Origin of the sequence: Parabacteroides timonensis (genome assembly GCF_900128505.1) — a bacterium.
Lineage (GTDB): Bacteria > Bacteroidota > Bacteroidia > Bacteroidales > Tannerellaceae > Parabacteroides > Parabacteroides timonensis.
On sequence record NZ_LT669941.1, the window covers coordinates 4127513 to 4151317 of the forward strand.

At 45.3% G+C, this 23805-nt stretch carries 17 protein-coding genes; 4 read left to right on the forward strand and 13 right to left on the reverse strand.

The window, feature by feature from the left end:
- Window positions 1-6 precede the first annotated feature (6 nt).
- The 6 genes from uvrC to BQ7394_RS23965 all read right to left on the reverse strand — a co-directional run bounded on the left by uvrC (window position 7) and on the right by BQ7394_RS23965 (window position 9160).
- Entirely contained in the window at window positions 7-1815 is a 1809-nt protein-coding gene (gene uvrC, locus BQ7394_RS23940) for an excinuclease ABC subunit UvrC (protein ID WP_075559688.1), read from the reverse strand.
- Between the two features lie 83 nt (window positions 1816-1898).
- On the reverse strand, window positions 1899-3776 hold the full coding sequence (gene mnmG, locus BQ7394_RS23945; protein WP_075560222.1) for a tRNA uridine-5-carboxymethylaminomethyl(34) synthesis enzyme MnmG: 1878 nt from the start codon (window positions 3774-3776) through the stop codon (window positions 1899-1901).
- Window positions 3777-3886: 110 nt separating this feature from the next.
- Window positions 3887-4570: a LytR/AlgR family response regulator transcription factor gene (locus BQ7394_RS23950; protein WP_075559689.1), complete on the reverse strand. Its 684-nt coding sequence runs from the start codon at window positions 4568-4570 to the stop codon at window positions 3887-3889.
- Window positions 4563-5591: a sensor histidine kinase gene (locus BQ7394_RS23955; RefSeq protein ID WP_075559690.1), complete on the reverse strand. Its 1029-nt coding sequence runs from the start codon at window positions 5589-5591 to the stop codon at window positions 4563-4565. The genes BQ7394_RS23950 and BQ7394_RS23955 overlap by 8 nt, the downstream gene beginning before the upstream one ends.
- Before the next feature lie 189 nt (window positions 5592-5780).
- Entirely contained in the window at window positions 5781-6536 is a 756-nt protein-coding gene (locus BQ7394_RS23960) for a LytR/AlgR family response regulator transcription factor (RefSeq protein ID WP_075560223.1), read from the reverse strand.
- An 8-nt stretch (window positions 6537-6544) separates the two neighbouring features.
- The gene (locus tag BQ7394_RS23965; RefSeq protein ID WP_075559691.1) at window positions 6545-9160 is read right to left on the reverse strand and encodes a sensor histidine kinase; all 2616 of its coding nucleotides are present in this window, start codon (window positions 9158-9160) and stop codon (window positions 6545-6547) included.
- A 207-nt stretch (window positions 9161-9367) separates the two neighbouring features.
- Here BQ7394_RS23965 and BQ7394_RS23970 point away from each other — a divergent pair, with 207 nt between their 5' ends.
- Window positions 9368-10426: a PDDEXK nuclease domain-containing protein gene (locus tag BQ7394_RS23970; RefSeq protein WP_075560224.1), complete on the forward strand. Its 1059-nt coding sequence runs from the start codon at window positions 9368-9370 to the stop codon at window positions 10424-10426.
- Window positions 10427-10454: 28 nt separating this feature from the next.
- Here the strand turns inward: BQ7394_RS23970 and ybeY are convergent, their stop codons facing one another.
- Window positions 10455-10889, reverse strand: a complete 435-nt coding sequence (gene ybeY, locus BQ7394_RS23975) for an rRNA maturation RNase YbeY (protein ID WP_075559692.1) — start codon at window positions 10887-10889, stop codon at window positions 10455-10457.
- A 133-nt stretch (window positions 10890-11022) separates the two neighbouring features.
- The gene (locus tag BQ7394_RS23980) at window positions 11023-12258 is read right to left on the reverse strand and encodes a nucleoside recognition domain-containing protein (RefSeq protein WP_075559693.1); all 1236 of its coding nucleotides are present in this window, start codon (window positions 12256-12258) and stop codon (window positions 11023-11025) included.
- A gap of 84 nt (window positions 12259-12342) precedes the next feature.
- Between BQ7394_RS23980 and BQ7394_RS23985 the strand changes: the two genes are divergently transcribed.
- Genes BQ7394_RS23985 through BQ7394_RS23995 form a run of 3 tightly spaced genes read left to right on the forward strand, consistent with a single transcriptional unit; the run spans window position 12343 to window position 14756 of the window.
- Window positions 12343-13305, forward strand: coding sequence for a 2-hydroxyacid dehydrogenase family protein (locus BQ7394_RS23985; RefSeq protein WP_075559694.1), 963 nt, complete (start codon window positions 12343-12345; stop codon window positions 13303-13305).
- Window positions 13302-14003 carry a DNA alkylation repair protein gene (locus tag BQ7394_RS23990; RefSeq protein ID WP_075559695.1) on the forward strand — a complete coding sequence of 234 codons (702 nt, stop codon included), beginning with the start codon at window positions 13302-13304 and terminating at the stop codon, window positions 14001-14003. The genes BQ7394_RS23985 and BQ7394_RS23990 overlap by 4 nt, the downstream gene beginning before the upstream one ends.
- A gap of 3 nt (window positions 14004-14006) precedes the next feature.
- Complete coding sequence (locus tag BQ7394_RS23995) at window positions 14007-14756, forward strand: TIGR02757 family protein (RefSeq protein ID WP_075559696.1); 750 nt, start codon at window positions 14007-14009, stop codon at window positions 14754-14756.
- A 50-nt stretch (window positions 14757-14806) separates the two neighbouring features.
- Here the strand turns inward: BQ7394_RS23995 and BQ7394_RS24000 are convergent, their stop codons facing one another.
- From BQ7394_RS24000 to BQ7394_RS24020, 5 genes are all read right to left on the reverse strand, one after another.
- Window positions 14807-16144: an ATP-binding protein gene (locus BQ7394_RS24000; protein ID WP_075560225.1), complete on the reverse strand. Its 1338-nt coding sequence runs from the start codon at window positions 16142-16144 to the stop codon at window positions 14807-14809.
- A gap of 661 nt (window positions 16145-16805) precedes the next feature.
- Entirely contained in the window at window positions 16806-18008 is a 1203-nt protein-coding gene (locus BQ7394_RS24005) for a cyclically-permuted mutarotase family protein (protein WP_075559697.1), read from the reverse strand.
- Window positions 18009-18011: 3 nt separating this feature from the next.
- Window positions 18012-20114 carry a GDSL-type esterase/lipase family protein gene (locus tag BQ7394_RS24010; RefSeq protein ID WP_075559698.1) on the reverse strand — a complete coding sequence of 701 codons (2103 nt, stop codon included), beginning with the start codon at window positions 20112-20114 and terminating at the stop codon, window positions 18012-18014.
- A 15-nt stretch (window positions 20115-20129) separates the two neighbouring features.
- Window positions 20130-22139, reverse strand: a complete 2010-nt coding sequence (locus tag BQ7394_RS24015; protein WP_075559699.1) for a family 20 glycosylhydrolase — start codon at window positions 22137-22139, stop codon at window positions 20130-20132.
- A gap of 6 nt (window positions 22140-22145) precedes the next feature.
- Window positions 22146-23768, reverse strand: coding sequence for a sialidase family protein (locus tag BQ7394_RS24020; protein ID WP_075559700.1), 1623 nt, complete (start codon window positions 23766-23768; stop codon window positions 22146-22148).
- Window positions 23769-23805 lie beyond the last annotated feature (37 nt).

A 23805-nucleotide genomic window follows, 5' to 3' on the forward strand; every position in this document is an offset into this window, starting at 1 on the left:
ATATGTTTACTTTAAACCATTTATTAATGCTTTTGTTTTGGCTTCTCCGATTAATTCTTTTAAATCTTCAAAGCTTGCTTCACGTATTCTTTTTACGCTTTTATAATGGCGTAAAAGCAATACTTTTGTCTTTTCACCGATTCCTTTGATACTGTCCAGTTCCGAGCGAGTCTGGCTTTTACTGCGCTTATCCTTGTGGAAGGTGATGGCGAAGCGGTGTACCTCGTCCTGTATCTGTGTGAAGAACCGGAACATCTGGCTTTGTATCTGCATGCCGACTGTGACCGGTGGAAAGCCGAAGAGCAGTTCCGATGTACGATGCTTGCCGTCTTTCGCTAATCCGGCTATGGGGATATCCAGATGCAGCTCGTCCTGTATGACTTCACGAACCACTTCCATTTGCCCTTTTCCCCCGTCGGTAAGGATTAGGTCGGGCAGGGGAGATCCTTCGTTGATAGCCCGCTGATAACGGCGACGGACTACTTCTTTCATGGATGCGTAATCATCGGGGCCTACTACGGTTTTAATAATGTATTTACGGTAGTCTTTCTTCGATGGTTTCGCCATTTTAAAGACAACACAAGCTGCAACGGCATCGCTACCCTGTATATTCGAGTTGTCGAAACATTCGATATGTATTGGTAGTTTGGGTAGGTGCAAAGCGTCCTGTACCTCTTTCAATATGCGTGTGCTGCGTTGTTCCGGATTCAGTTTTTCCGCTTGTTTCAGGCGGTCTACTTTGAATTGTTTTACATTCATTTCTGAAAGTTCCAGTAGCTTCTTTTTATCGCCACGCTGTGGAACAGTAAAGCTGACATTGCCCAGCTCCATATCCGGATCGAAAGGAACGATGATCTCCCGGGCTGTACTTTTAAAACGTTCGCGCATTTCAATAATACCCAGGCTGAGCAGTTCTTCTTTCGTTTCGTCCAGCCGTTTTTTATACTCGAAAGTGTAGGCCTGCACGATTGCTCCGTTCCCTATATGCATGAAGTTGATATAAGCTGAACGTTCGTTTTCGGCTATAGAGAAAACATCTATATTGTGTAACATGGGAGTTACCACGGTCGATTTTGCCCGGTAGTTCTCTATTACGTCGTATTTCTCTTTAATCTTTTGAGCTTCTTCGAACTTCAATTCTCCGGCAAGCGTTTGCATTTCTTCGTAAAGATGTTTGCTTATCTGGGATATATTCCCACGCAGGATCTCTTTTATTTCGGAGATATTCTGACGGTATTCTTCCAGTGTCTGCAATCCTACGCAGGGACCTTTGCAACGTTTTATATGATACTCCAGGCAAACACTGTATTTCCCTTCGGCAATCGATTCCGGTGTAAGCGGATATTTGCAGGTGCGTAACGGATAAAGTTCTTTCAACATTTGAAGCATGACTTTTGCCGTATAGACGGAAGGGTAGGGACCGTAATACTGCGAACCGTCGCGCACTATATTTCGGGTCTGAAATATGCGCGGAAAGTATTCGTTCTTTACGATGATAGACGGATAGGTTTTGTCGTCCTTAAGCAAAACATTATAGCGCGGACGATATTGCTTGATCAGATTATTTTCGAGTAATAAAGCATCCTCTTCCGTATCTACTACGATGTATTTGATGTCGCGGATTTGCTTTACCAATACACGCGTTTTATTGCTGTCGTGTTCCTTGTTAAAATAGGAGGATACACGGCGTTTCAGGTTCTTAGCCTTGCCTACATAAATGATCGTACCCTTGTCGTCAAAGTACTGGTAGCATCCAGGCTTGTCCGGCAGGATAGAAAGGATCATTTTTATATGTTTATCGGTTTCTGAACTCATCTTGTTTAATTGTTTCTGGCCTATTCCCAGTGTTTTACCTCCTTTTATCTAAAGCAAATGTTTCACGTGGAACAATTCGCGTTTTATCTTCCGAGTAATACCAACAGGATGTTTATATCGCTTGGAGAGATACCAGGGATACGGCTTGCCTGGGCAATTGTATCCGGGTCTATCCTGGTTAGCTTTTGTCGTGCTTCGGTCGATAAAGACTGGATCGAATTGTAATCGAATTTGCCTTTGATATGGATATTCTCCAAACGATTTATCTTATCTGCTATGATCTGCTCGCGTCGGATATATCCGCTATACTTGATTAGAATTTCTGCTGCTTCAATGATCTCTTCTTTACGTGATGCAGGAACCTTATCTAACTCTGCACGGAGTGCCGGAACGAGGGTTGCAATACTTTCCATTGTGAGTTGCGGGCGAAGGATCAGGTCGATTAGTTTGCAACCGTGAGCGAGTGGGGTAGTACCTAGTTTCTCTAATCCGTCGTTTATATATTGCGGCTTCACTGAATAGTTTTCTGCAAAGGAAATAATAGCATCCCTGTGTTCCTTTTTCTCTTTGAGCAGATCGTAACGGTCTTGTTTCGCTAAACCTATTTTGTATGCTTTTTCTGTCAGGCGCATATCGGCATCGTCTTGTCGGAGCAGGATGCGGTATTCGGCACGGGAGGTAAACATTCGGTAAGGCTCGTCTACACCTTTTGTTACCAGGTCGTCGATAAGTACGCCTATATAGGCTTCATCGCGGCCTAATACGAATGGTTCGCCGCCGTGGCAGTTTATGTGTGCATTGATACCTGCAATCAGTCCCTGGCCACCTGCTTCTTCATAGCCGGTAGTACCGTTGATCTGTCCTGCAAAGAACAGGTTTTTGATCTGTTTTGTTTCCAGGTTGTGATGTAGCTGTGTCGGATCGAAGAAATCGTATTCGATCGCATAGCCCGGACGGTAAATTTGAATATCCCTGAATGCTGGTATGGCTTGTAATGCACGCAGTTGGATGTCTAATGGGAGAGAGGAGGAGAAACCGTTCAGGTAATATTCCTGTGTCGTTTCACCTTCCGGTTCCAGAAACAGCTGGTGCTGTGTTTTATCTGCGAAGGTGACGATCTTTGTTTCGATACTCGGACAGTAGCGCGGGCCGATGCTCTGGATCTGTCCATTGTACAGAGGAGAGTCGGGGAGGCCTTCGCGAAGGATTTCATGACAAGCTTCATTGGTGAATGTCGTCCAGCAGCTCAGTTGCTTTAACGGGCGTGGCTGGAAGTCGAGGTATGAGAATTTGTGGAAGTCATTCTCTCCCGGTTGTTCCCCCATTTCATCGAAATGTATGCTGCGACCGTCGATGCGGACGGGTGTTCCTGTCTTCATCCGCTCAGATCTAATGCCTGCGGAAACCAACTGCTCCGTGAGTCCTGTGGCTGCCGGTTCGGAGATACGTCCGCCGCGTAATTGCGTGCGTCCTATATGCATCAAGCCGTTAAGGAATGTGCCGTTGGTTAGAACCACACTTTTGGCACGAAATTCAACGTTCATACCGGTCTTAACGCCACAAACGGTATTCCCGTCGAGTAATAGCTCCTGAACGGTATCCTGCCAGATATATAGATTCGGAAGGTTCTCCACAATCCCCCGCCAGCAGTCGATGAAACGGGCACGGTCGCTTTGGGCACGCGGGCTCCACATGGCAGGTCCTTTACTCCGGTTCAACATACGAAACTGAATAGCGGTACGGTCTGTAACAATACCCATATACCCTCCCAGTGCATCAATCTCACGAACGATCTGTCCTTTGGCGATACCGCCTACGGCCGGATTGCAACTCATCTGTGCAATCTTGTTCATGTCCATTGTGATAAGAAGCGTTTTCGAACCCAGGTTGGCGGCAGCTGCTGCGGCTTCACAGCCTGCATGACCGGCACCTACCACGATCACATCGTAATTGAAAGTCATTGTCGTAATTATCTTTGTTTCTTCTGCAAAGATAGTCATACTCCGCCTTTTAGTCATCATCCCAAAGGATATTTTGCTTATGCTTTGTTTCGTTAGCAGTATAGCTTGTCTTAGCTGTTAATTTTTAAATAGAAGTCTTTATTGTATGATTCGCTGATGGGTATTGTTTTATCTTTTATCTTAATTCTGTTCCTTTCTATTCTCTCTATTTTATCTAGTGAGACGACAAACGAGTTATGAACCCGGCAGAATAACTCTTGGGGAAGTATGTTCAGTAATTCTCCGAACGATTGTAAAGTCATGATCTTTTTGGAGACAGTCACAATTTTGCGATAATCCCCCATACCCTCTATGTAGAGGATCTCTGAAGTGTCTATCCCTTCTAAACGATATTCCGTTTTGATGAAAATCTTGTTGACCTTCTTTTGATCCCTGCTTTGCATTAATTCTTCATTCGCTTTATTGATGGCCTGAAGAAACCGTTCGAATGAGATCGGCTTTAATAGATAATCGCAAACTTGTAAGTCGAATCCTTTAATTGCGTATTGCTCATAAGCTGTTGTAATGATAACTTTGGAATCTATATGTACGGACTCAAGAAATTGTATTCCTGTCAGGTCTTTCATCTCTATATCAAGAAAAATCAGGTCAACCTTGTTCATTCTCAGGTAATCTACAGCTGTTATTGCAGAGTTGAAACTCTGCAATAACTTGATTGAATCCAGCTTTGAAATGAAATGGGTTAATTTCCCGATAGCCAGGGGTTCGTCTTCAATGATAATGCAATTAACCATGATGTAGGTCGATTTTGAGTGATACGATATATTGGTTGCCTTGCCGGTGGATTTCTAGCTTGTGACTGTGTGGATATAATAAATCCAGTCTTTTTCTTACCAGTTGTAGCCCTACTCCCGGGTTGGTATGAGTCCTTTTTGTGTTTATCGTATTAATACATTTGAAGAATAACTCGTGGTTACATTCTGAAAATTCGATGCTGAGCCGTTGATCGGATTCATTCAGATTGCTATGCTTAAATCCATTTTCGATGAACGGCATAAAGATCATTGGAGGAACCATGTAATCGGACGTAATCGTATTTGTAAAAGAGATGTGCTCCGGATTGATCAGTCGTATTTTTTCAATGTCGATATATTTCAGTATCGTGTCTATTTCGTTCCGGATAGATATATTCTCGTTCTTGGTTTCATAGATAACATACCTGAGTAAATCGGATAGTTTGGATAGGGCAACAGATGCTTTTTCGGGATCTATTTGTATGAGGGTATCGATATTATTGAGCGTGTTGAAAAGCAAGTGTGGATTTAGTTTTGATTTAATAGCATCCAATTCACTTTGCAGCTTGATATTCTCTATTTCTCTTTTTAAATGCAGGTTTTTAAACCAGTCGATCATGAACCGGAATAGTAGTCCGAGACATCCGCAAAATAGGGCACCGACTACACTTCCTATCCATTGGGCAAGAACTTTACCGGTAAAAATCTCCGAGGTGTTTAGCGTTGTGATACCTGTGGCTTGTGCCAGGATTAGCATAATTGCAGGCATGCAAATAGTGATAAACAGTAGTGAGTAAATACCAAAAGTGCAGAATTTACCTTTCTCCAGGAATCTCGGTACGAAGAAAGAATAAAATACATAGAAGCTGCCTAAAAAACAACTTGCAAAAGTAAAGGTTGATAATACCACATAATGAGGCTGGGATACGGGCATATCATCCACACTGAAGAAGTAGGCAATGAAAATTGCAACCATCCATACGGGGAGGTGCATTAAAGATAGAATGATTCTTTTGTCCATGTTATTTTAGTTTTAAATTACATGAGCAAAAGTCGCATTAATGCTTTTTGTGGGCAAAATTGATCTTTTGTTCGATTATATTTGTCTGTAATTTTAAACTTTTTGTCCACAGAATACTATTTGTATTCTATGAATATTATATTATAATAAACGGGCTGGGAGCGGGGTTTATTGTTTTTTATTCCAGGATTATAATTCTTTTAAAACATCCATCACATAGTTTCGCCGTTGCCGGGAGATAGGGATGGACGATCCGTCTTTCATGCGGATATATCCTCCGTCGCTTTTGATGAAACTTTTGATTTCATCCAGGTTGATCAGATGCGATTGGTGTACGCGCAGGAAATGATAAGGGGTTAATAGCTCGTCGAATTCTTTTAATGTTTTGGAGACAACCAGTTTCTCACCTGTCTTTAGATAGAAAGTCGTATAGTTGCTTTCCGACTCGCAACGGATGATGGAGCCGATCTCTACAAACTCTATTTTATCGGCGACAGACAGTGCTATTTTCTTTTGTTTATCTACTGCCCGCGTGTTCTGCAGGAGGTTCTGCATCCGTTTGTTTTCCTGTTTCCGCAAGACTACCTGGATGGCTTTGTCTACGGCATGTGTCAGTTCTTCCGGGTCGATCGGTTTCAATAGATAGTCGAGTGCACTGAAACGGATTGCCTGGATCGCATAGCTGTCGTAGGCGGTTACAAAGATCACCTCGAAAGGAATATCCGGAAGACTTTCCAGAAGAGAAAAACCGGTATCGTCACCCAGCCGGATATCCAAAAAGAGGATATCCGGTTTTGCTTCGGGTAGGACGGTACGAGCTTCCGTAACGGAACTGCAGATGGCCGATATACTGATCTGCGGGCAATAGGTCCTGATCATACGGAGCAGGTTCTCCCGGTTTCCCTGCTCGTCATCTACAATTGTTGCGGTTATTTTCGTGTTCATATTTTGCGTTATAAAGGAATGGATAACCGGACATGGCAACCGGAGACGGCTTCTTTTTCCTGCCTGTTTTCGATTGTAACACCGATTTCCGTATTGTACAAAGTCTTTAATATTTCGAACTCGTTGGTGACGGCACGGATACCGAAACCTCCGTTCTCTTCTGTTTTCAGTCCGGGACCATCGTCGGTAATGTCGATTATCAACAATTGGTTTTGCAAAGATAATCGAATTGTAATCTCTCCAATACCACGCGGGGCGATTCCGTGTTTAACTGCATTTTCAACGAAAGGTTGTATCAGCATTCCCGGTATCTCGATCGTATCCGGCTGGATGTTTTCGTCTACTGTCAGGGAGTAGGAGAAGGGGAAACGAAGTTGTTCGAGTTTCAAATATAACTGTAACTGTTCGATCTCGTCGGAGAGGGGAACAAGCTTCTTTTCGGATGTGGCCAGTACCTTCCGCAGTAAGCGGGAGAAGTCGATCAGATATTTATTCGCCTCCTGATTGGCGGAGCGATTGATCAGATTCTGGATCGAGCTGAGTGCGTTAAAGATGAAATGCGGATTCATCTGGGAACGGATCGCACGGAGTTCGAGCTCGCGGATACGGCGGCGGTTAAGCTCCTGCTTTTGTTTGTTTTTGGTTCGGAAATAGTAAATAAGACCGATGATTGCAGCGAGTAAAAGCGCACCTATGACACCTTCTTTGAATCCTTTTATGAAATCTTTGAAGGACTTATCTTCTCTGTTTAGGTCTTTTTTTACTAAATCAATGATTGTGTCTATGTCAAAATCCCAGAGTCTCCGATAGAGAATAGTTCCGTCTTCGCGCATCAGAATGGTGAGTGGGTAGATACCCTTAGACTTTAAATCTTGTGCTTGTTTGCTGGGTATAGCTTTGTATGGCTTTACCTTCTCCGCATTATGAGAGGAGAAATTTGAGTATAGTTCGAGTTGTATGGTGGAAGTTAGTCCTTCCGCTTCAATACGCTGTTTCAAGTCGAGTGCGTTTTGGAGAATATTGGCGGGAAGACCATCCCATGTCAATAGTTGCAACAGGATGTATTTCCGGTCGTTTCCTTTCGCCAGGTGCAGGCTGTCAGCTATAATCAGACCGGTTTCTTTAATATTCTTTCCGGCTTCAAAAGGTAACAACTTGTTGTATGTCTTTTTTAGATCGTTTGTCAGACTGGTATCCGGGCAGGAGCTGATAAAATCGTTATAATCCGCATCTAATTCGGATAGCATTTTTTCACCCATTAAAGCCTTTAGATTAACTTTGTTTACTTGATATTTTGGATAACCGGAAAGGATTTGTTTAGTTAATAGATAGTCTTCCTGTGGGGTTAATTCTTTCTGTTTGTTCAGACGTAGATTATCCGACTTGAGTTCCTGTTTTTTATAGATAGTATACTCGTACAGGAAATAGTCATAATTTGCAGCATCCGGTTTTTTCAGGTTGTATGCATAATCGATAAGTGGATTGACCGATGCAAAGTGGGGGGCTTGCCAGCTGAGCAAACCGCTTTTATGCCAGTCTTCTTTGTCGGTGTAATACATATAGCGTTGTAGGATAACAGCTCCTTTGAGATACTGTTCCGAGCGTTCGAATACCTTTCGCCAATAGGGGTCCATCTTTCCAAAATCTTTCTCCAAGACCGTTTGAAAAAGAGCATTACGGGACTGGAAAGCTTTTTCCAGCTCGTCGGGTTGTCTGAGGTTGAAAACAAATATATCAGACTCATAGAGGTTGGCGAACCTTCGATAGCTGTATTGGAAGTTGTTTTGCTCGTTTCCTCGTCCTTCGTAACGGATGCGATGTGTATCTATATATAGTTTTTTGTCCTGAACAATGGAATCTCCGGGAGTTAGTAGTAGCGTTTTTTGTGCTCCGACTTTGTATTCTGTCGGGTAGGGGATAAATATTTTTTTATGAACGGTTGAATCTCCGGATGTGTCGAGATCTAAATTGCAGCAGGTAAATTCCGTATTTGGAGGAAGAGGGAAGGAGGCTTCGATAATTCGTGTATTCGGTGTCGGAAAGTTAGGTAGGCCTTCACTCCATTCGGTCAGAAGATCGTTGGCTGTCGAGGTGACAAGTTTGTCCAGATTTAAAGAATCCTGGACAGATACATCCGTATTGGCTGATAATCCCTCTTGTCTTACTCCGAAAGGAATATACGTTTTCGAATAGGAGTAGAGTGAGTTCGTTCTGTCGAAAGTGAGTGCTTTTCCACTCTTCCGATCGTATGTGACATGTAGAATCTGTTTGTCAGAGGTACTGTCTTTAAAACCGAAATCCTGCTGGTAACGATTGTCGAAATAATAAAATCCCTGTTTCTCTTTATCATTGTGACAATCATACAGGTTATCCAGCGTATAGTCGATAGAAATAGACTTATCCGTTCTGTCTATCACCGTTGCCCGGATAATGACCCTCCGGATATTCTCTGCTCTCCAGGGAATCTCTTCCTGAATTCCCGGTGCTACATAAGGATAATAATGAACACACTCAAAAGTGAACCAATCCCCTTTTTTAAGAGAATCGCGACTGTAAGGAGTGAATGATTCCGCCCATCCGTTCCATGCCAGACATACGAATAAAAATAAGAGCCTTACTTTCATATCTGTAAATTTAAGATGAAAAATTAGATTACAGACCAAATGTAGAGAGAAAGACTCTTGCGTGGCCGGAAAATGAGTAAATGGTAGTTGCGAGTGAGTAATAATGTAACATTTGAACATAAATATAAATAATGAACTGAATAGGATGATAAAGAATAAAAAAATACTATGTTTGCATACATAATTATTAATAACAAATCCGAGACTATGAACAATTTAATTAAAGCGGACAATGAGTATCAGCAATGGTTGGCTAATCTCAAAAAACGTATCAAACAAAGTCAGATAAAGGCTGCTGTAAAGGTTAACACTGAATTATTAGAACTATATTGGAGTATAGGTTCTGATATTGTGAAGAAACAGACCGAATCTGATTGGGGAGATGGAATTATAGAACAACTAAGTCTTGATTTACGATTGGCCTTCCCAGATATCAAAGGTTTTTCCTCTCGTAATTTGTGGTATATGAAGAAGTGGTTTTTGTTTTACTCTGGTGAAAATATAAAACTGCACCAAGTTGGTGCAGAATCTTCATCAAAGATGCCACAGTTTGTAGCAGAAATTCCATGGAGACATCATACTGAAATAATAACTAAATGCAAATCTATCGAAGAAGCATTGTTTTATATAAAAAAGACCTTACAGGAGGGTTGGAGTCGTGCTATCTTAATCCATTATATAGGGGTTGATTTATATAGATCACAAGGGAAAACTATTTCAAACTTCTCCTCAACTTTACCTTCTTTACAAAGTGAACTTGCACAAGAGATGTTGAAAGATCCTTACAATTTTGATTTTCTTACATTAACGGAAGGATATAAAGAAAAAGAATTGGAGAAGGCTTTAACAGACAATCTTACTCGATTTTTATTGGAGCTTGGAACCGGTTTTGCTTTTGTAGGACGTCAAGTTCCTATTCAGGTCGGTGAATCATCTTATTATATTGATATGTTATTTTATCATTTCAGGATGAAGTGCTTTGTTGTAGTCGAATTAAAAACAGTGAAGTTTGAACCTGAATTTGCAGGTAAATTAAATTTTTATGTAACAGCTATTGATAGGCAGATGCGGGATAAGGATGATAATCCGACTATTGGTTTATTGATATGTAAAGACAAAGAAGATGTAATTGCTGAATATACTTTGGCTGATATACAAAAACCTTTAGGTATATCTGCTTATGATCTGAATAATATTTTACCAGAGACATTTAGAAGCAGTCTTCCTACTATTGAGGAAATTGAAAAGAATATGAAGAACTTTTGATATAAATAGATAAATAATAATGCCGGGATCACCCCTCCCGGCATTCCTCCGGCAAGATAGCCAAAGCCTTATTTTCGTTTTCTTCCATGATCTCCCTCTCCCCCGGGCCTTTGTCGTTGATGCCGCACAGATGAAGAATTCCGTGGATGATCGTGCGGTGCAATTCTTCGTTGTAAGGTGTTTCGAACTTTTCTGAATTTGTTTTTACTGTATCTAGGCTGATGAAAAGGTCACCTGATATTTTGTTGCCGCTGGTGTAATCGAATGTGATGATATCGGTGTAATAATCGTGTTGCAGATACTGGCGGTTTACCTCCAGGATCTTTTCGTCGGAACAAAAGATATAGCTGATATCCCCTGTCTTTTTCCCGTATGTTTCTGTCACCGCTTTGATCCAGCTGCTGACAGCTCTCTTTTTGATAACCGGAAGTTCGATGTCTTCCGCGTAAAATGATATTGCCATAATGCTATTATTAATCTTGTTTCTTTATCAGAATGATTTGTTAAAAAATATTACCCGGTATACTAATTCCAATTACCTGCACTAGTAATCCGATTTACCCGGTATAGTAGTGACATTTTGATACTATGGAAGTTTACTGTGCAAAGAATAAATAAGTGAGCGCTATTGCTGCAATAGCCCCCGCCAGGTCAGCCAGTAAAGAACACTGTACCGTGTACCGTGTGTTACGGATTCCTACACTGCCATAATAAAGGGCCACCACATAAAAAGTAGTATCGGCAGAACCCTGTACGATCGACGAAAGGCGTCCGACAAACGAATCGGCTCCATATGTTCGCATTGCATCCAGCATCATGCCACGGGCACCGCTACCACTCAGCGGCTTCATCAGTATGGTTGGCAATCCACCGACAAAATCGGCATTCAGCCCTACCGCCTCTACTCCTGTCCGGATACCTCCTATCACAAAATCCATTGCACCCGATGCACGGAATACGCCGATGGCTACCAGTACCGCTATCAGGTATGGAATGATTGTTATGGCTGTCTTGAAGCCCTCTTTGGCCCCTTCGATAAATGTATCGTAGACATTGATCTTTTTGCGTACGCCGCTTACGATGAATCCGCAGATAATGGTAAACAACAACGTATTGGCGAAGACAGTCGAATAAAGCGATACCTGTTCCTGCTCCAGCGAGTTGAATAACCAAACGAGCCCTCCGATAAAAGCTGCTACTCCTCCGAAGAATAACAGCAGGTTTTTCTGAAGGATATTGATACGCTGTTTAATACAAACAGCCAGGATAGCTATCAGTGTAGAAGTAAATGTCGCCAGCATGATCGGCAGGAATACATCCGATGGATTGGCGGCTCCCAGCTGTGCCCTGTACATCATGATCGTGATAGGGATCAGTGTCAATCCGGAAGCATTGATACATAAAAACATAATCATCGGGTTGCTGGCCGATTCCTTGTCCGTGTTGAATTCCTGTAATTGCTGCATCGCTTTTAATCCCATCGGAGTCGCAGCATTATCCAGTCCCAGCAGGTTGGCGGAGAAGTTCATAAAGATAGAACCTGTTGCCGGGTGGCCTTTGGGGATATCGGGAAAGAGCTTGCTGAACACCGGAGCAGCCAACCGGGCAAACGACTGAATCACCCCTCCCTTTTCACCGATCTTCATAATACCTAGCCAAAGCGACAAGATACCTGTTAAGCCTAATGATATTTCAAATCCACTTTTGGCTGAGTCGAATGTGGCATTAATGATATCGGTGAATACCACTGTATCGCCTGCAAAGATCAGTTTACCCAGTGCGACAACGAATGCGATAAGAAAGAAAGCAATCCAAATGTAGTTTAGAACCATACTGTTTTAATATTATGCTCACAAAAATAGGAATTTATTAACGATAGATTTGTATTTTTGCCCGAATAATAATCGTAATGACTTATGACAAAGATATTAGTAACCTACGACATGTTCCGTGAGGGCTTCACGGAGCTGGAAAGCAAGTATGATGTGACTTTTCCCGACGGAAGAGATTTCACCTATGAGGAAGTGTTCGAAATGATCCCGGAGTATGATATATTGTGCTCCATGTTCGATTTTCCGGTGAACAAAGAACTGGTAGACCATGCACCGAATTTAAAGATGGTAGCCAACTATGCGGTGGGTTACAATAATATCGATGTGGCTTACTGCCTGGAAAAAGGTATTACGGTAGCCAATACCCCTGACCCGGTGACCGCCCCTACCGCCAACCTGGCACTCGGTTTGATGATCGACACTGCCCGCCGCATTACCGAATGCGACCGTAAGTTGCGTACTTTAGGCAAGGAAATGAAAATAGGCGTACTCGAAAATCTGGGTGTGAATATTACCGGACAAACATTGGGTATCATCGGTATGGGACGTATTGGAAAGGCGCTTGCCAAACGTGCGAACGCCTGTGGCATGGAAGTGATCTATCATAACCGCCGCCAATTATATGTGGATGAAGAAACGAAACTGAACGTGACTTACGCCTCTATGGAGGAACTCTTGGCACAATCCGATTTCGTCTCTTTGAATGCTCCTTATACCCCTGACACCTATCATATCATTGGTGAAGAAGAGTTGAAGCAGATGAAGCCGTCCGCTATCCTGATTAACACTGCCCGCGGCCCGTTGGTAGACGAACAGGCGCTGGTGAAGGCTTTGCAGGACGGAACGATTCATGGTGCCGGTCTGGATGTATTTGAATTTGGCGATTATCCGCTGCCGGAACTGCTGGAAATGGATAATGTCGTATTGACCCCGCATATAGGAACGCAGACATTGGATGTACGTATCGTCATGGCCCGTACGGTTTGTAATAACGTCATCGGATTTTTGGAAGGCGACCGTCCTGTATCACGTGTCATGCGTCCATGACCGCGGAGTTTGTATTGAGCGAACTTCTCTCGATGGCGAATCCGGAGAAGGCTGCTTTCCTGCAACGTTTCTTTAAAACGGGGCCGGGACAGTATGCCGAAGGCGATGTATTCCTCGGACTGGTCGTTCCCCTCACCCGCAGCATCGCAAAGGCGAACAAGCAAACACCTTTGGCAGAATTGCAGAAATTGATGGATAGCGAATATCACGAAGCACGCCTTTGTGCCCTTTTGATCGTGGTCGAGCAATTCAAAAAGGCTTCGGAAGCCAACCGGAAGAAACTGTATGATTTCTATCTCGGCAATGCCCACCGGATCAATAACTGGGATCTGGTGGATGTAACTTGTCCGCATCTGGTGGGGCTTTATTTGTTGGATAAAGACCGTTCGCGGTTGTATGAACTGGCGGAAAGCGATTGCCTGTGGGAACAACGTATCGCAATGGTTTCGACGGTGACGTTTATCCGTAACCGTGAATATACCGATACACTGGCATTGGCGGAAAAACTGATGTCGCATAAACATGACCTGATGCATAAGGCTGTGGGCTGGATGCTTCGTGAGGTCGGAAAGAAGGATCGGGAGACACTGACCGGATTCCTGGAAGAATATGCCACCCGTCTCCCTCGCACAGCACTCCGCTATGCCATCGAGCATTACCCGGAGGATCAGCGTCAGTATTTCCTGAAGAAGAAATAACAGATGGATGAACAGATAAAAGAAAAGCTCCGTCGTTGGGCAAAAGAATATAACGTAGATACCTTTATTCCGGACGATCCGGTGCAGTTTCCGCACCGGTACACCGAAAAGAAAGACATAGAAGTCTCCGCCTTTCTCACCTCCTGGATCTCTTACGGACGACGGGAACTGATCTTGCGGAAGGCAAACGAACTGCATGCGGCGATGGGTGTCAGTCCGTACCGCTGGATTATGGAGGAAGGTTATAAATACTTGCCGGGAAATGCGGTGGAACCGGGCAAAAGGGATACTTTTTACCGTTTCTACACCTACTCCCATCTCCGGCAATTGTGCGAGCGGTTGAAATGTATCTATGAAAAACATGAATCGCTGGAAGACGCATTGGCTACCAGTCCATACCCCAATCCGATTACGAAAATACAGGATGTCTTTTCGGGTATTGAGGGTATTCCGGTATTGACCGGTACATCCGCCTGTAAACGTCTGGCTATGTTCCTTCGCTGGATGGTTCGGAAAGACGGTATTGTCGATTTCGGAATCTGGGGAACATCGATACGCCCTCATGAACTGATCATTCCTTTAGATACACATGTCCATCAGATATCCTTGGAACTGGGATTGACCGCTCAAAAGAATGCCACTTTAAGAACAGCCATCGAGATAACCGAAGCCCTGAAAGAAGTCTTTCCTGATGATCCGTGTCTGGGGGATTTTGCGCTGTTTGGGTATGATATAAATAGGAAAACGTTGTAAATGTAGTTTTCCTTTACTGGTTGTTCGGAATTTCCGAACAACCACTCGACTTAAAGGAATTTGGATATAATGGCTGTCAGCTCCCCTACCAAATAGAAAGGTAAATTGATGAGTTTAAACTGCTTATCTTTCACTGTCTTTACTTCATTTACCGAATAAGGTTGCGACCATACGCGGAAAGCTACTGTTTGAGAGCTACGTTCCATAAAAGAATGAAGCGAACGTAAGTGTGCGTTATGTCCTGATTTCACTTCAATAGGAAAGATTTTAGAGTCCTGTACCCATATGTAATCGACCTCCGCGCTTGAGTCGTTTTGTCCCCTGACCCAGAAGTTACGCTTCTGGCTGACTTTGTTTGTCAGTGTCAGAAGCTCCTGTGCAACGATCTGTTCTGCTATCATTCCCCGCCAGGTATCCATGATGTCGCCGGCTCCCAATATCTCTTTTTGTACCTGTGCGGCATAATTGACCAGTCCGGTATCCAGCCAGATCAGTTTAGGCATACGTTTGATCTCGGAGGTTGCCGGCACATCTGTGGCTGTTGTGGGATAAACCAGTTCGAGCAACATGGCCTTTTCCAGCAATCGGAATGCTTCGCTGACTTCACGTGCCTTATAGGATGAGTTGGCGAAACCTCCCAGCGTAATGGTTTGCCCTGCTTTGTGCCATCCTTCTTTTAGAATGAAACGTACGACATCCGGAAGGAGTCTGCCGGTTGTGTATTTTTCCACATCATCCCTGTAACCTTGCAAAAGTGTTTCATAGATGGAGTCGAGTGATAGGATATCCCGTCTTTCGGCATATAACTGCACTACTTCCGGCATTCCTCCTATCAGGGTATAGGTATTGAAGAGATTGATCAGGCGGTTGTGGAAAGCAGGCGTGACTTCCGGTTGCATAAGTACAGGCAGCAATGCCTCTTCGTGGATTGCCTGCAGGAATTCCCGGAAAGAACATGGGCGTAATGCCAGATATTGTACGCGGCCAACCGGAAACGAACTATGTATATCGACTATGTTTTCCAATAAAGAGCCGGCAGCTATAACGTATATATCGGGTAGTTCTTCATAGAAATAGCGTAACAGCGAAATTGCTTTGGCTGAATTTTGTATTTCGTCGATAAACAGCAAAGTGCGTCCTTCTTTTCGCAGGATGCCGCAGTGGGCAAACAGAAGAGGCATCAGGTCTTTCAGGGGGATGGCTAATTCGAACAGTTTGGCCGCCTCCTCTTTCTCCAGGTTTAATGACAGATAATTATCAAACTGTTTGCCGAATTCATTCACTATCGTTGTTTTGCCTACCTGACGGGCTCCACGCAGTATAAGAGGCTTCCGGTGACTGTCTGCCGCCCATTCCTCCAGGCTTGTAATGATATCTCTTTTGAACATGGCTGTATATGTGACTGATTTACAATTGCAAATATACATATTTGTTTCAAACCGGAGGCAAGTTGAAGCTGTTTTTGTTCTAAAAAGGAGGTAAATATGAGTTGATTTTGTTTCAAACCGGAGGCAAGTTGGTAATTATTATGTCTTGCGTCGGGAGTAACTGCCACCAGGTCCTACACCTTTTAATCGTTAATAAGGGAGGAGCTACCTGTTAAGTCCTGACTCACTATTCCTACCCTGTACACCCTAGCCGATTACGCTGTACGCCCTGCGTGGCTACCCTCTACACCCTGGCTTGCTACCCTGTACAGGGTAGTTTTACTGAGTAACGACTTTTGTATTAGTTTCTCCCGACTTAACAGGTAGTAGCCTGACTATTAACAGATAAACTTTCCCCTGCAATACCGGTGACAGATGGCAGATGCAGTTGCAGATAAAAAGAAACGTCTGCCATATTTTACTACCTGTAAACCTGCTTGTTACATTGCGATGTGACAGATGACAGATACTTTTTAAAAACTTTGTGTATATTATGACAGATGACAAACGCCATTGCAAATAAAAAAAGTATTTGTCATGCCCTTATCCCTTGAATGATTGTGTGCTATATCGGAATATTGCAAATGACAAATACTTTTCTGAAACTTTATGTAGAAAGCGTTTATTTTATGATGGCCAGGTTGACCTGTGGGGTACGGATACCCGGCTTTAATTCGCCGTTGACGATGATGAGGCTGTCGCTTTTGAGTATGGCTCCTGCTCCGGCACGGGCTAATTGCTCGTAATCGCCCAGATCGGTCCATTCTTTAGTGAATGTGTTGTATTGCAACAAAGCCGTGTTGGATTTGTACCATTCCACCGGATGGTGCATATAGGCTTTGCCTTCCTCCTGTAACATATTGACCAAAGTCGTGTCTCCTTTGGCTTCGGCTGCCTCGATCAGCTTCGGGCGGTTGACGGCGGCAAGGAAACGGTCGTAGTTGACACCACCCAGCAGCAGGATCGAACTGTCGCCATAAGGGACTGCACAACCTCCGGTGAAGGTGCGATGTGTGCCATCTTCGAATAAAGGCAATTCTCCTTCCGTTTCCCATGTGTTTGTTGCCGGATGAAAGCTAAGGATATCTGCCGGGACGATTGCTTCCATATCGCCTTGAATGGGCTGGAAACCGCCGGCTAAATAAATACGTACACCGTCTTCTGCCTTTTGAGCTGCTAAAACAGGCTGGACGCGGACTGCTCCCGGAAAATCAGGAAGGCTGGTCCAGTTGCTTCCTGCTGTTAGCCTCATGGAGAGGAAAGTGTTACTGGGAGCCATATTGCTGTTTCCTCCGGCTACATAAATCGTACGATCGGTGTAGGCGGCAGAAAGGTTATCCATAGATGCGGGAAGCGAAGCCAATTGGGTAATAACCGCCTTTTCATCGTTGGTATTCCATGATAACAGGTATACATCCGGAAAGAACGTATCGCTGTTGTTCCCGCCGATGCAGACCACTCCTTCGGGGGTGGTGACAGATGCTCCGTAGGCTACCGGAAAAGGCAGATTGCCTGCTTTCTTCCATCCGGTAGTTTGGTTGGAAAGGTCGAGGGCGAATATATCGCTGTAATATTTTTTAGCCCCTCCTTCTGTGACGGGCTTATCGGGAAAGTTGCAGCCTCCGGCAACCAACAATATTCCGTTACTTATGCCGGCAAACGGGGCCGATACTCCCAGTGATGCGGTGTCTGCCATTCCGGGCAGGTCGGGTAATTTGCTCCAGTCGATCATGATCTCATTCGGTTTAGATACGGAATGGTTGCATCCTGCCAACGAAAAGAGCAGCAGGAGCAGCCATCCGGTTAATATTGTTTTGTTGTACATATCCTATTTTGTTTCTGTTCTGAATGTGGAAGCGGGAAGTTCGTCCCCGTTCACCAGATTGGCACGGGTGAAAGGCTGCCATCCGTAGCGGACTAATTGGGGGCGGGCGATCTTATCGCTCCGGACTTTGACCTTTCCATCGACAATTTCAGCTTCTGCCGGAACAAATAATCCGTCGTACTCAGCTATTTCAAAGGTTCGTACCGGCTGTCCGTCGGAAGTATGCAAGCCCTCCGCATAATCAAAGGTGATATAGGCGGCACCGTCCTTGAACTCAACCGAACGGAAGAGCGGGCCTGACGGAGTGAGCCGATGTCCGTAGGTTCGGTTTAAAGCCCAACGTGCCAGGCGTTCCCCTATCTCACGTTTATATCGTGGATGTACATTCAATGAGTCGCCCCGGTCGCTGCTTACCGCCATTCCGCAATTCGGGATTGCCTGCATCATCCGGCGCTGGCTGTCACGGAACCAGGTCCAGCTCGGACGGTTGATACTGGATAATTGAACATAGTAGAACGGTAGTTCTTCCTGCCAGTTCTCCCGCCAGCTATTCACCAGCAATGGGAACAGGCGTTCGTGTGTCTCCATATTCTGTGCATTCGATTCACCCTGATACCAGATGATTCCTCTGATCGGATATTGCCGTAACGGCTCGATGCCTGTCTCATACAGGTAACAGGGTTCGTACGGATGCCGTTGTTGTTTGTTGGTCGATTTCTTTATGTTGAGGGCGGCACGGCCGCGTACCCAGTCCTGGATAAAGTCGTTTTGTGTCCAGTTATACAGGATATCGGTGAAATCGAACTCCAGTGTTTTCCGGTCTATCCATGCTTCGGTTCCCGAACCTCCGACAGCATTCAGTATGAGTCCGACCGGAACCTTCAGGCTGTCTGACAACATTCGTCCGAAGGAGAAAGCTACGGCGGAGAACTTATCGGCTGTCTGTTCGTTGCATACCGTCCATTGTGTGTCGTGGTAATATTGCAGGCGGTTGAGAGAATCCATGACTGCTTCATCCCATTCCACCGCATTTGTGAACCAGCGTGGCTCCATATTGAAAAGACGTATTTGTGGTTGTTTACCGGCATATTCAGTCAGTTCCTTGTGTTGCAAAGAGACCAGTTCATTCACCCGGAAAGCCATGTTCGACTGGCCGGAACAGAGCCATACTTCGCCGATTAAGACATTTTTGTAGACGATCTTTTGTGAATCGCCCGCTTTCTTTTTGCCCTTTTTATCGGAAGAAGCCTCTATCGTCAGCTCATAAGGACCTCCGGCCCGGAGCGGTTCGAGGGTAACAGACCATTTACCGTTCGGGGCTGTCACCGCTTCCTTTTTCTGACCGGCTATTTGAACTGTTACCTTTTGACCGGCATTGGCAATACCGGTTACGGGCAACGGTTTTTCCCGCTGCAGGACCATATTGTCCGAGTAAGTGACGGGCATTTGCAATCCTCCGTAATTACCGGTCAGTTCCCGGTAGATCGTCTTTGCCAGGATACCTGCCCCTTCGGTTGTCGGGTGCAGGGCATCGGGCAAGAGATCCGGACGGTTATAAAGTCCTGCCTGGAGATCGATCAATCCGGTATTTCCCAGACTGGCTATTTCTTCGATCGTCGCCTGTTCCATCCAGTACCAGTCGCGTGTACCCGACTTGAAGCGTGGATGGCGATGAGAGATCGGTGTCATCCGGCAGATCCATATTTTGCATGCCGGATTTACTTTCCGGAACGATTCGATCAGGGAAAGATAATCCGTGACAAAGTTATCCCGGTAATTCGGCCAGTTGCGCGGATCGGTGTCGTTGAGTCCGAGATGGACGACAACCAGGTCTCCGGCAAAGTCGAGAGCTGCTTTATATTCTTCTTGTTCGCAGTACGGACGATGGCCTTTGTTCAGTAAGGTGGCACCGCTTTTTCCAAAGTTCATTACTTCGTAATCCTCTCCCAGCATACGCTGTAATTGTGCCGGATACGAGTTTACTTCCCGGTTGTCTATGCCTACACCGTAGGTTACACTGTTACCTACACAAGCCACCTTGATCTTTTTCTGAGCATAGGCGGTCGTGCAGAGTAACAAGCATAGTAATAAAAGAGTTTTTTTCATTGTATGATGATCTGTTTATCTTTTCTTATCCGGCGAGTAGATCAGTCCGTCCACTGCTTTTTCTCCGTCCGGCGTAACGAGTGCGAAGGTGAACATCCACTTGACGAGCCGTACTTCCGGCAGACGAAATTCCCCTACAGGCAGTTTCATAAACACTTTGTTCCATCCCTTTTGCAGATGGACTTTCGTCGGTTCACGGCCTACACAGTTCTCGTTCCCCAGCGGAACTTCATTCGATTTCTCCTTGTGGGTAGCTGTCCATACAGGAGGCAGTATCTCTTCGTCGTTCAGCCATATACGGCTCCCTTTATAGTCCCATTGTCCCTGAGGCGGGGTGAGGTCCATTTCCGAGCGTCCGTAGTTCTGGAACTCGATCCAGGCACCGGCTTCCTGGTCTTTGGGAGAGTACACCCAGGTCCAGGCATAGGCGGTATGGTTTTCCTGCGGATCTTTATAGAAGCAGGGTATTGTGTTGCCCCATACATGGCGCAGATAGATTCCGGCTCCTTCGGTGTCGTTGGTGCCGTAGGTCTTTCCTTCGTACGTATAACTGTCTTTCAATTCGGTTTCCGGAGGGAATATGCTACTCCTGTTTCCGTTATTCGGGAAAGCATCGGTGATGCGCCAGCGGATGCCTGTCTGTTTAACGTACGGGAACGGATAGCCTTTGAAATGATGTTCTTTATGCCAGAGCAGACGCTGTTCAAATTCTGCAAATGCTTTGTATTCCTCGCTGCTTTCCGGAGGCATATTCGTGCCGTATTTATCGAAGTATTCATAGCCGCCCCCTCTCCAGGAACGTTCGGCAATGGTCAGCATGTTCGGATACAGATAGTTTTCGTTGATGATTTTCTCTTCCGGTTGTACCAGGCGGTCGTTCCAGACAGCCAGGATCACACCTGCCATATCGTCGCTGCTTTCGGTATGATGGTAGATATTGCTCATGAACAATCCGCGCAGATCGGTAAAAGTATCGAAATGGTTCAGATAATGGAAACGTGAGTCTATGGCGGGGATTCCTTCCTGTAGCTTACCCCGGTAACTCCACATATGGATCATGTCGATCTCTCCCGGCTGATAGTGCCATCCCGGATTCCAGGAGATTACTTTTTTGCCTTTTGACCGTACGAAAGCAACCATTTCGGGAACGAATTGCGGGTTGGTGAATTTCACTTCGTCGGTTCCGATATGCAGGTACGGCACATCGAATGTCTCGCACACTTCTTCAATCAGCAGTTTCAGTATTTTCATGCCTTCCGGACTTTGCATGTCGTGGCGGAAGGTGCTGATGAAAGCGGCACTGTGTCCCGGCATATCAAATTCGGGAATGAGTAATACCTGATGTTGCTTACAGAACTCGACCAGTTCTTTGGCTTCTTCCAATGTGTAGTATTTGCCCGGCATACGAGTCGTATGGATACTGTCGTTGAGCATCGGGAAGATTTTACTTTCCAGGCGCCAGGACTGATTCTCCGTGAGGTGCCAGTGGAATACGTTGATCTTATATTGTGATAGTTTGGCTATTTCGCGTTTCAGTTCTTCCATCGAGATATACGAACGGCCTACGTCCTGCATAAATCCGCGGATACGGAAAGCGGGCCAGTCTGTAATGGTGCATCCTGTGATATAGGATTTGTCACCCTTTTTCTCCGTCAGCTGGCGGAGCGTTTGGATAGCCCAATACACTCCCTGTTCGGTGGTTGCTTCGATGGAGATTCCCTGCGATGAAACCTGTAGTTTGTAGGCTTCCTCCGGATTTATTTTTGCTTCCGGAAAGTTGTCGGTAAGAGTTACCCGAAACACTTTCCTGCTGGCAGGATTTATGCCGATATTGCTTTCCTGCAGCCAGTCGGTAACCATTTGTTCGGTGTTGCCGTCCAGCGAGAGGGAAATCTCCTTACCGGAGAAGGTCTGTTTCATCCAATCCACCTGCTGCGGCCGGGGAAGTAAGTTCAGGCTACCGTCAGCATAGACCGCCGGTAGCCATAAACATAGTATAAATGTTATGAACAGTTTTTGCTTCATCCTTCTTTATTTAATCAGGTCGGTTATCTTGATGGCCTGGAAAGTCATATGTGCAACACTTGACTCGTAGAAGATTCCTACCGTTTCCTTGTCGATCATAGACAAGCAACTGTAACCCCAGTTATCTGCTTCATCCAGCAATACCTGATGTTCGGCAGGCCATGTCAGACCGCCGTCCAGGCTGGCTTTGATCGTAATATGATTACGCCCCTTGGTTGTGTTCGGGTTGGAGAACAACAGCAGTTTCTTTCCGGTGATATTGTCTTTGGCATCCACTTTGATAAGGCTGGCCATACATACCGGCTCGGGAAGCGCACTGCGGCTGGAAGGATGTTCCGTCCATGTTTTTCCGAGGTCTTTGGTGGTTGCCACGGCACGGCTGCCTCCCCGGTTGTCACGCATATTCAGCATGAGTACACCCGGTTCGACTTCTGCCACCTGGGCTTCGGTCGTATTGGTACGTGCCAGGTTATGCAGATGCCAGGTTGCTCCGCGGTCTTTACTGTACATGATTCCGGCGTTCGGGACACGGGTAGCGTCGATGAACTGGATCGGGAAAACCAATGTACCGTCCTGCATGGTGATACCTCGACCGGGACCCTGCAACAGGAAGTACCAGGAAGGATCTTTTACCTGTGAGGTGATGTTGATCGGTTCGCTCCAGGTCTTGCCGTCGTCTTCACTCTTTACCAGCATTAATTGGGCGGTTTCATCGGGAGTCATGCCCGGCATGGAGTTCCACCAGGCGCGTCCGTTACCCATGCCATGCGTCCAGGCGGCAACGATCCAGACCGTGTTTGTCTTCTCATCGACCAGAATGGAAGGATCGCCCACACCGTTCTGTGCATGAGGCAAACCGCCGGTTTCACCGAAGGTCATGGCAACACGCATCGGTTCCCAGGTCTGTCCTTTGTCGGTACTGCGGCTTACACCTATGTCGACCATTTCCTGCAAGTCTACGCTGCTGTTGTAGCGGATATCATAAACACCCAGAAGAGTGCCGTTGTTTGTTGTCACCAACCCTGGGATACGGAATGCTGCAGAACCGTCATCACCTGCCTGGCGTACGCCTACACCTACGCGACGGGGAGCTTCTGCTTTGCCGCTCCAGGTGATTTCCATCGGTTTGTTGTTGATGATTGCTTCCGGCAGGGTGAAAGAAACTCTCGACAGCAGAGATGTTTCCGGTTTCATTTCAATACTTACCCAGTAATAGTTCGTACCTTTTACCATCGGTTGTTTGGATGCCAATGTGATGGTGTTTCCCGGAGTTGTTATTTCATCCTGTTTGACGGAATAGGAAAGATTGGCTGCCCGTGTTTTTCCGGGGGTGAAACTCGTAACGTAAGTCACCGGATTGAAATGGGTTCCTTCCCTGGCGGGTGCTTCCGTTCCGCTATAGAACAACCGGACTGCTTTTATGTCGGATGTATTTGTTTCATTACCGAATTGAAGAGTCAGTTTATTTAAGACATCCCCTTTCTGTGCAGGAATACGCATTTCCAACAGCACATTGTCTGTACGATCGATCAGAATCGGGATTTGCTGCTCCCTGACATACAGGCTGTCTGCAGCAATGGCGGTTTGCACGATGAATAGAAGACAGAGATAAAAGATGCTTTTTTTCATGATATTTGTTCTGTAAATTAGTTAATGCTGATTCCAA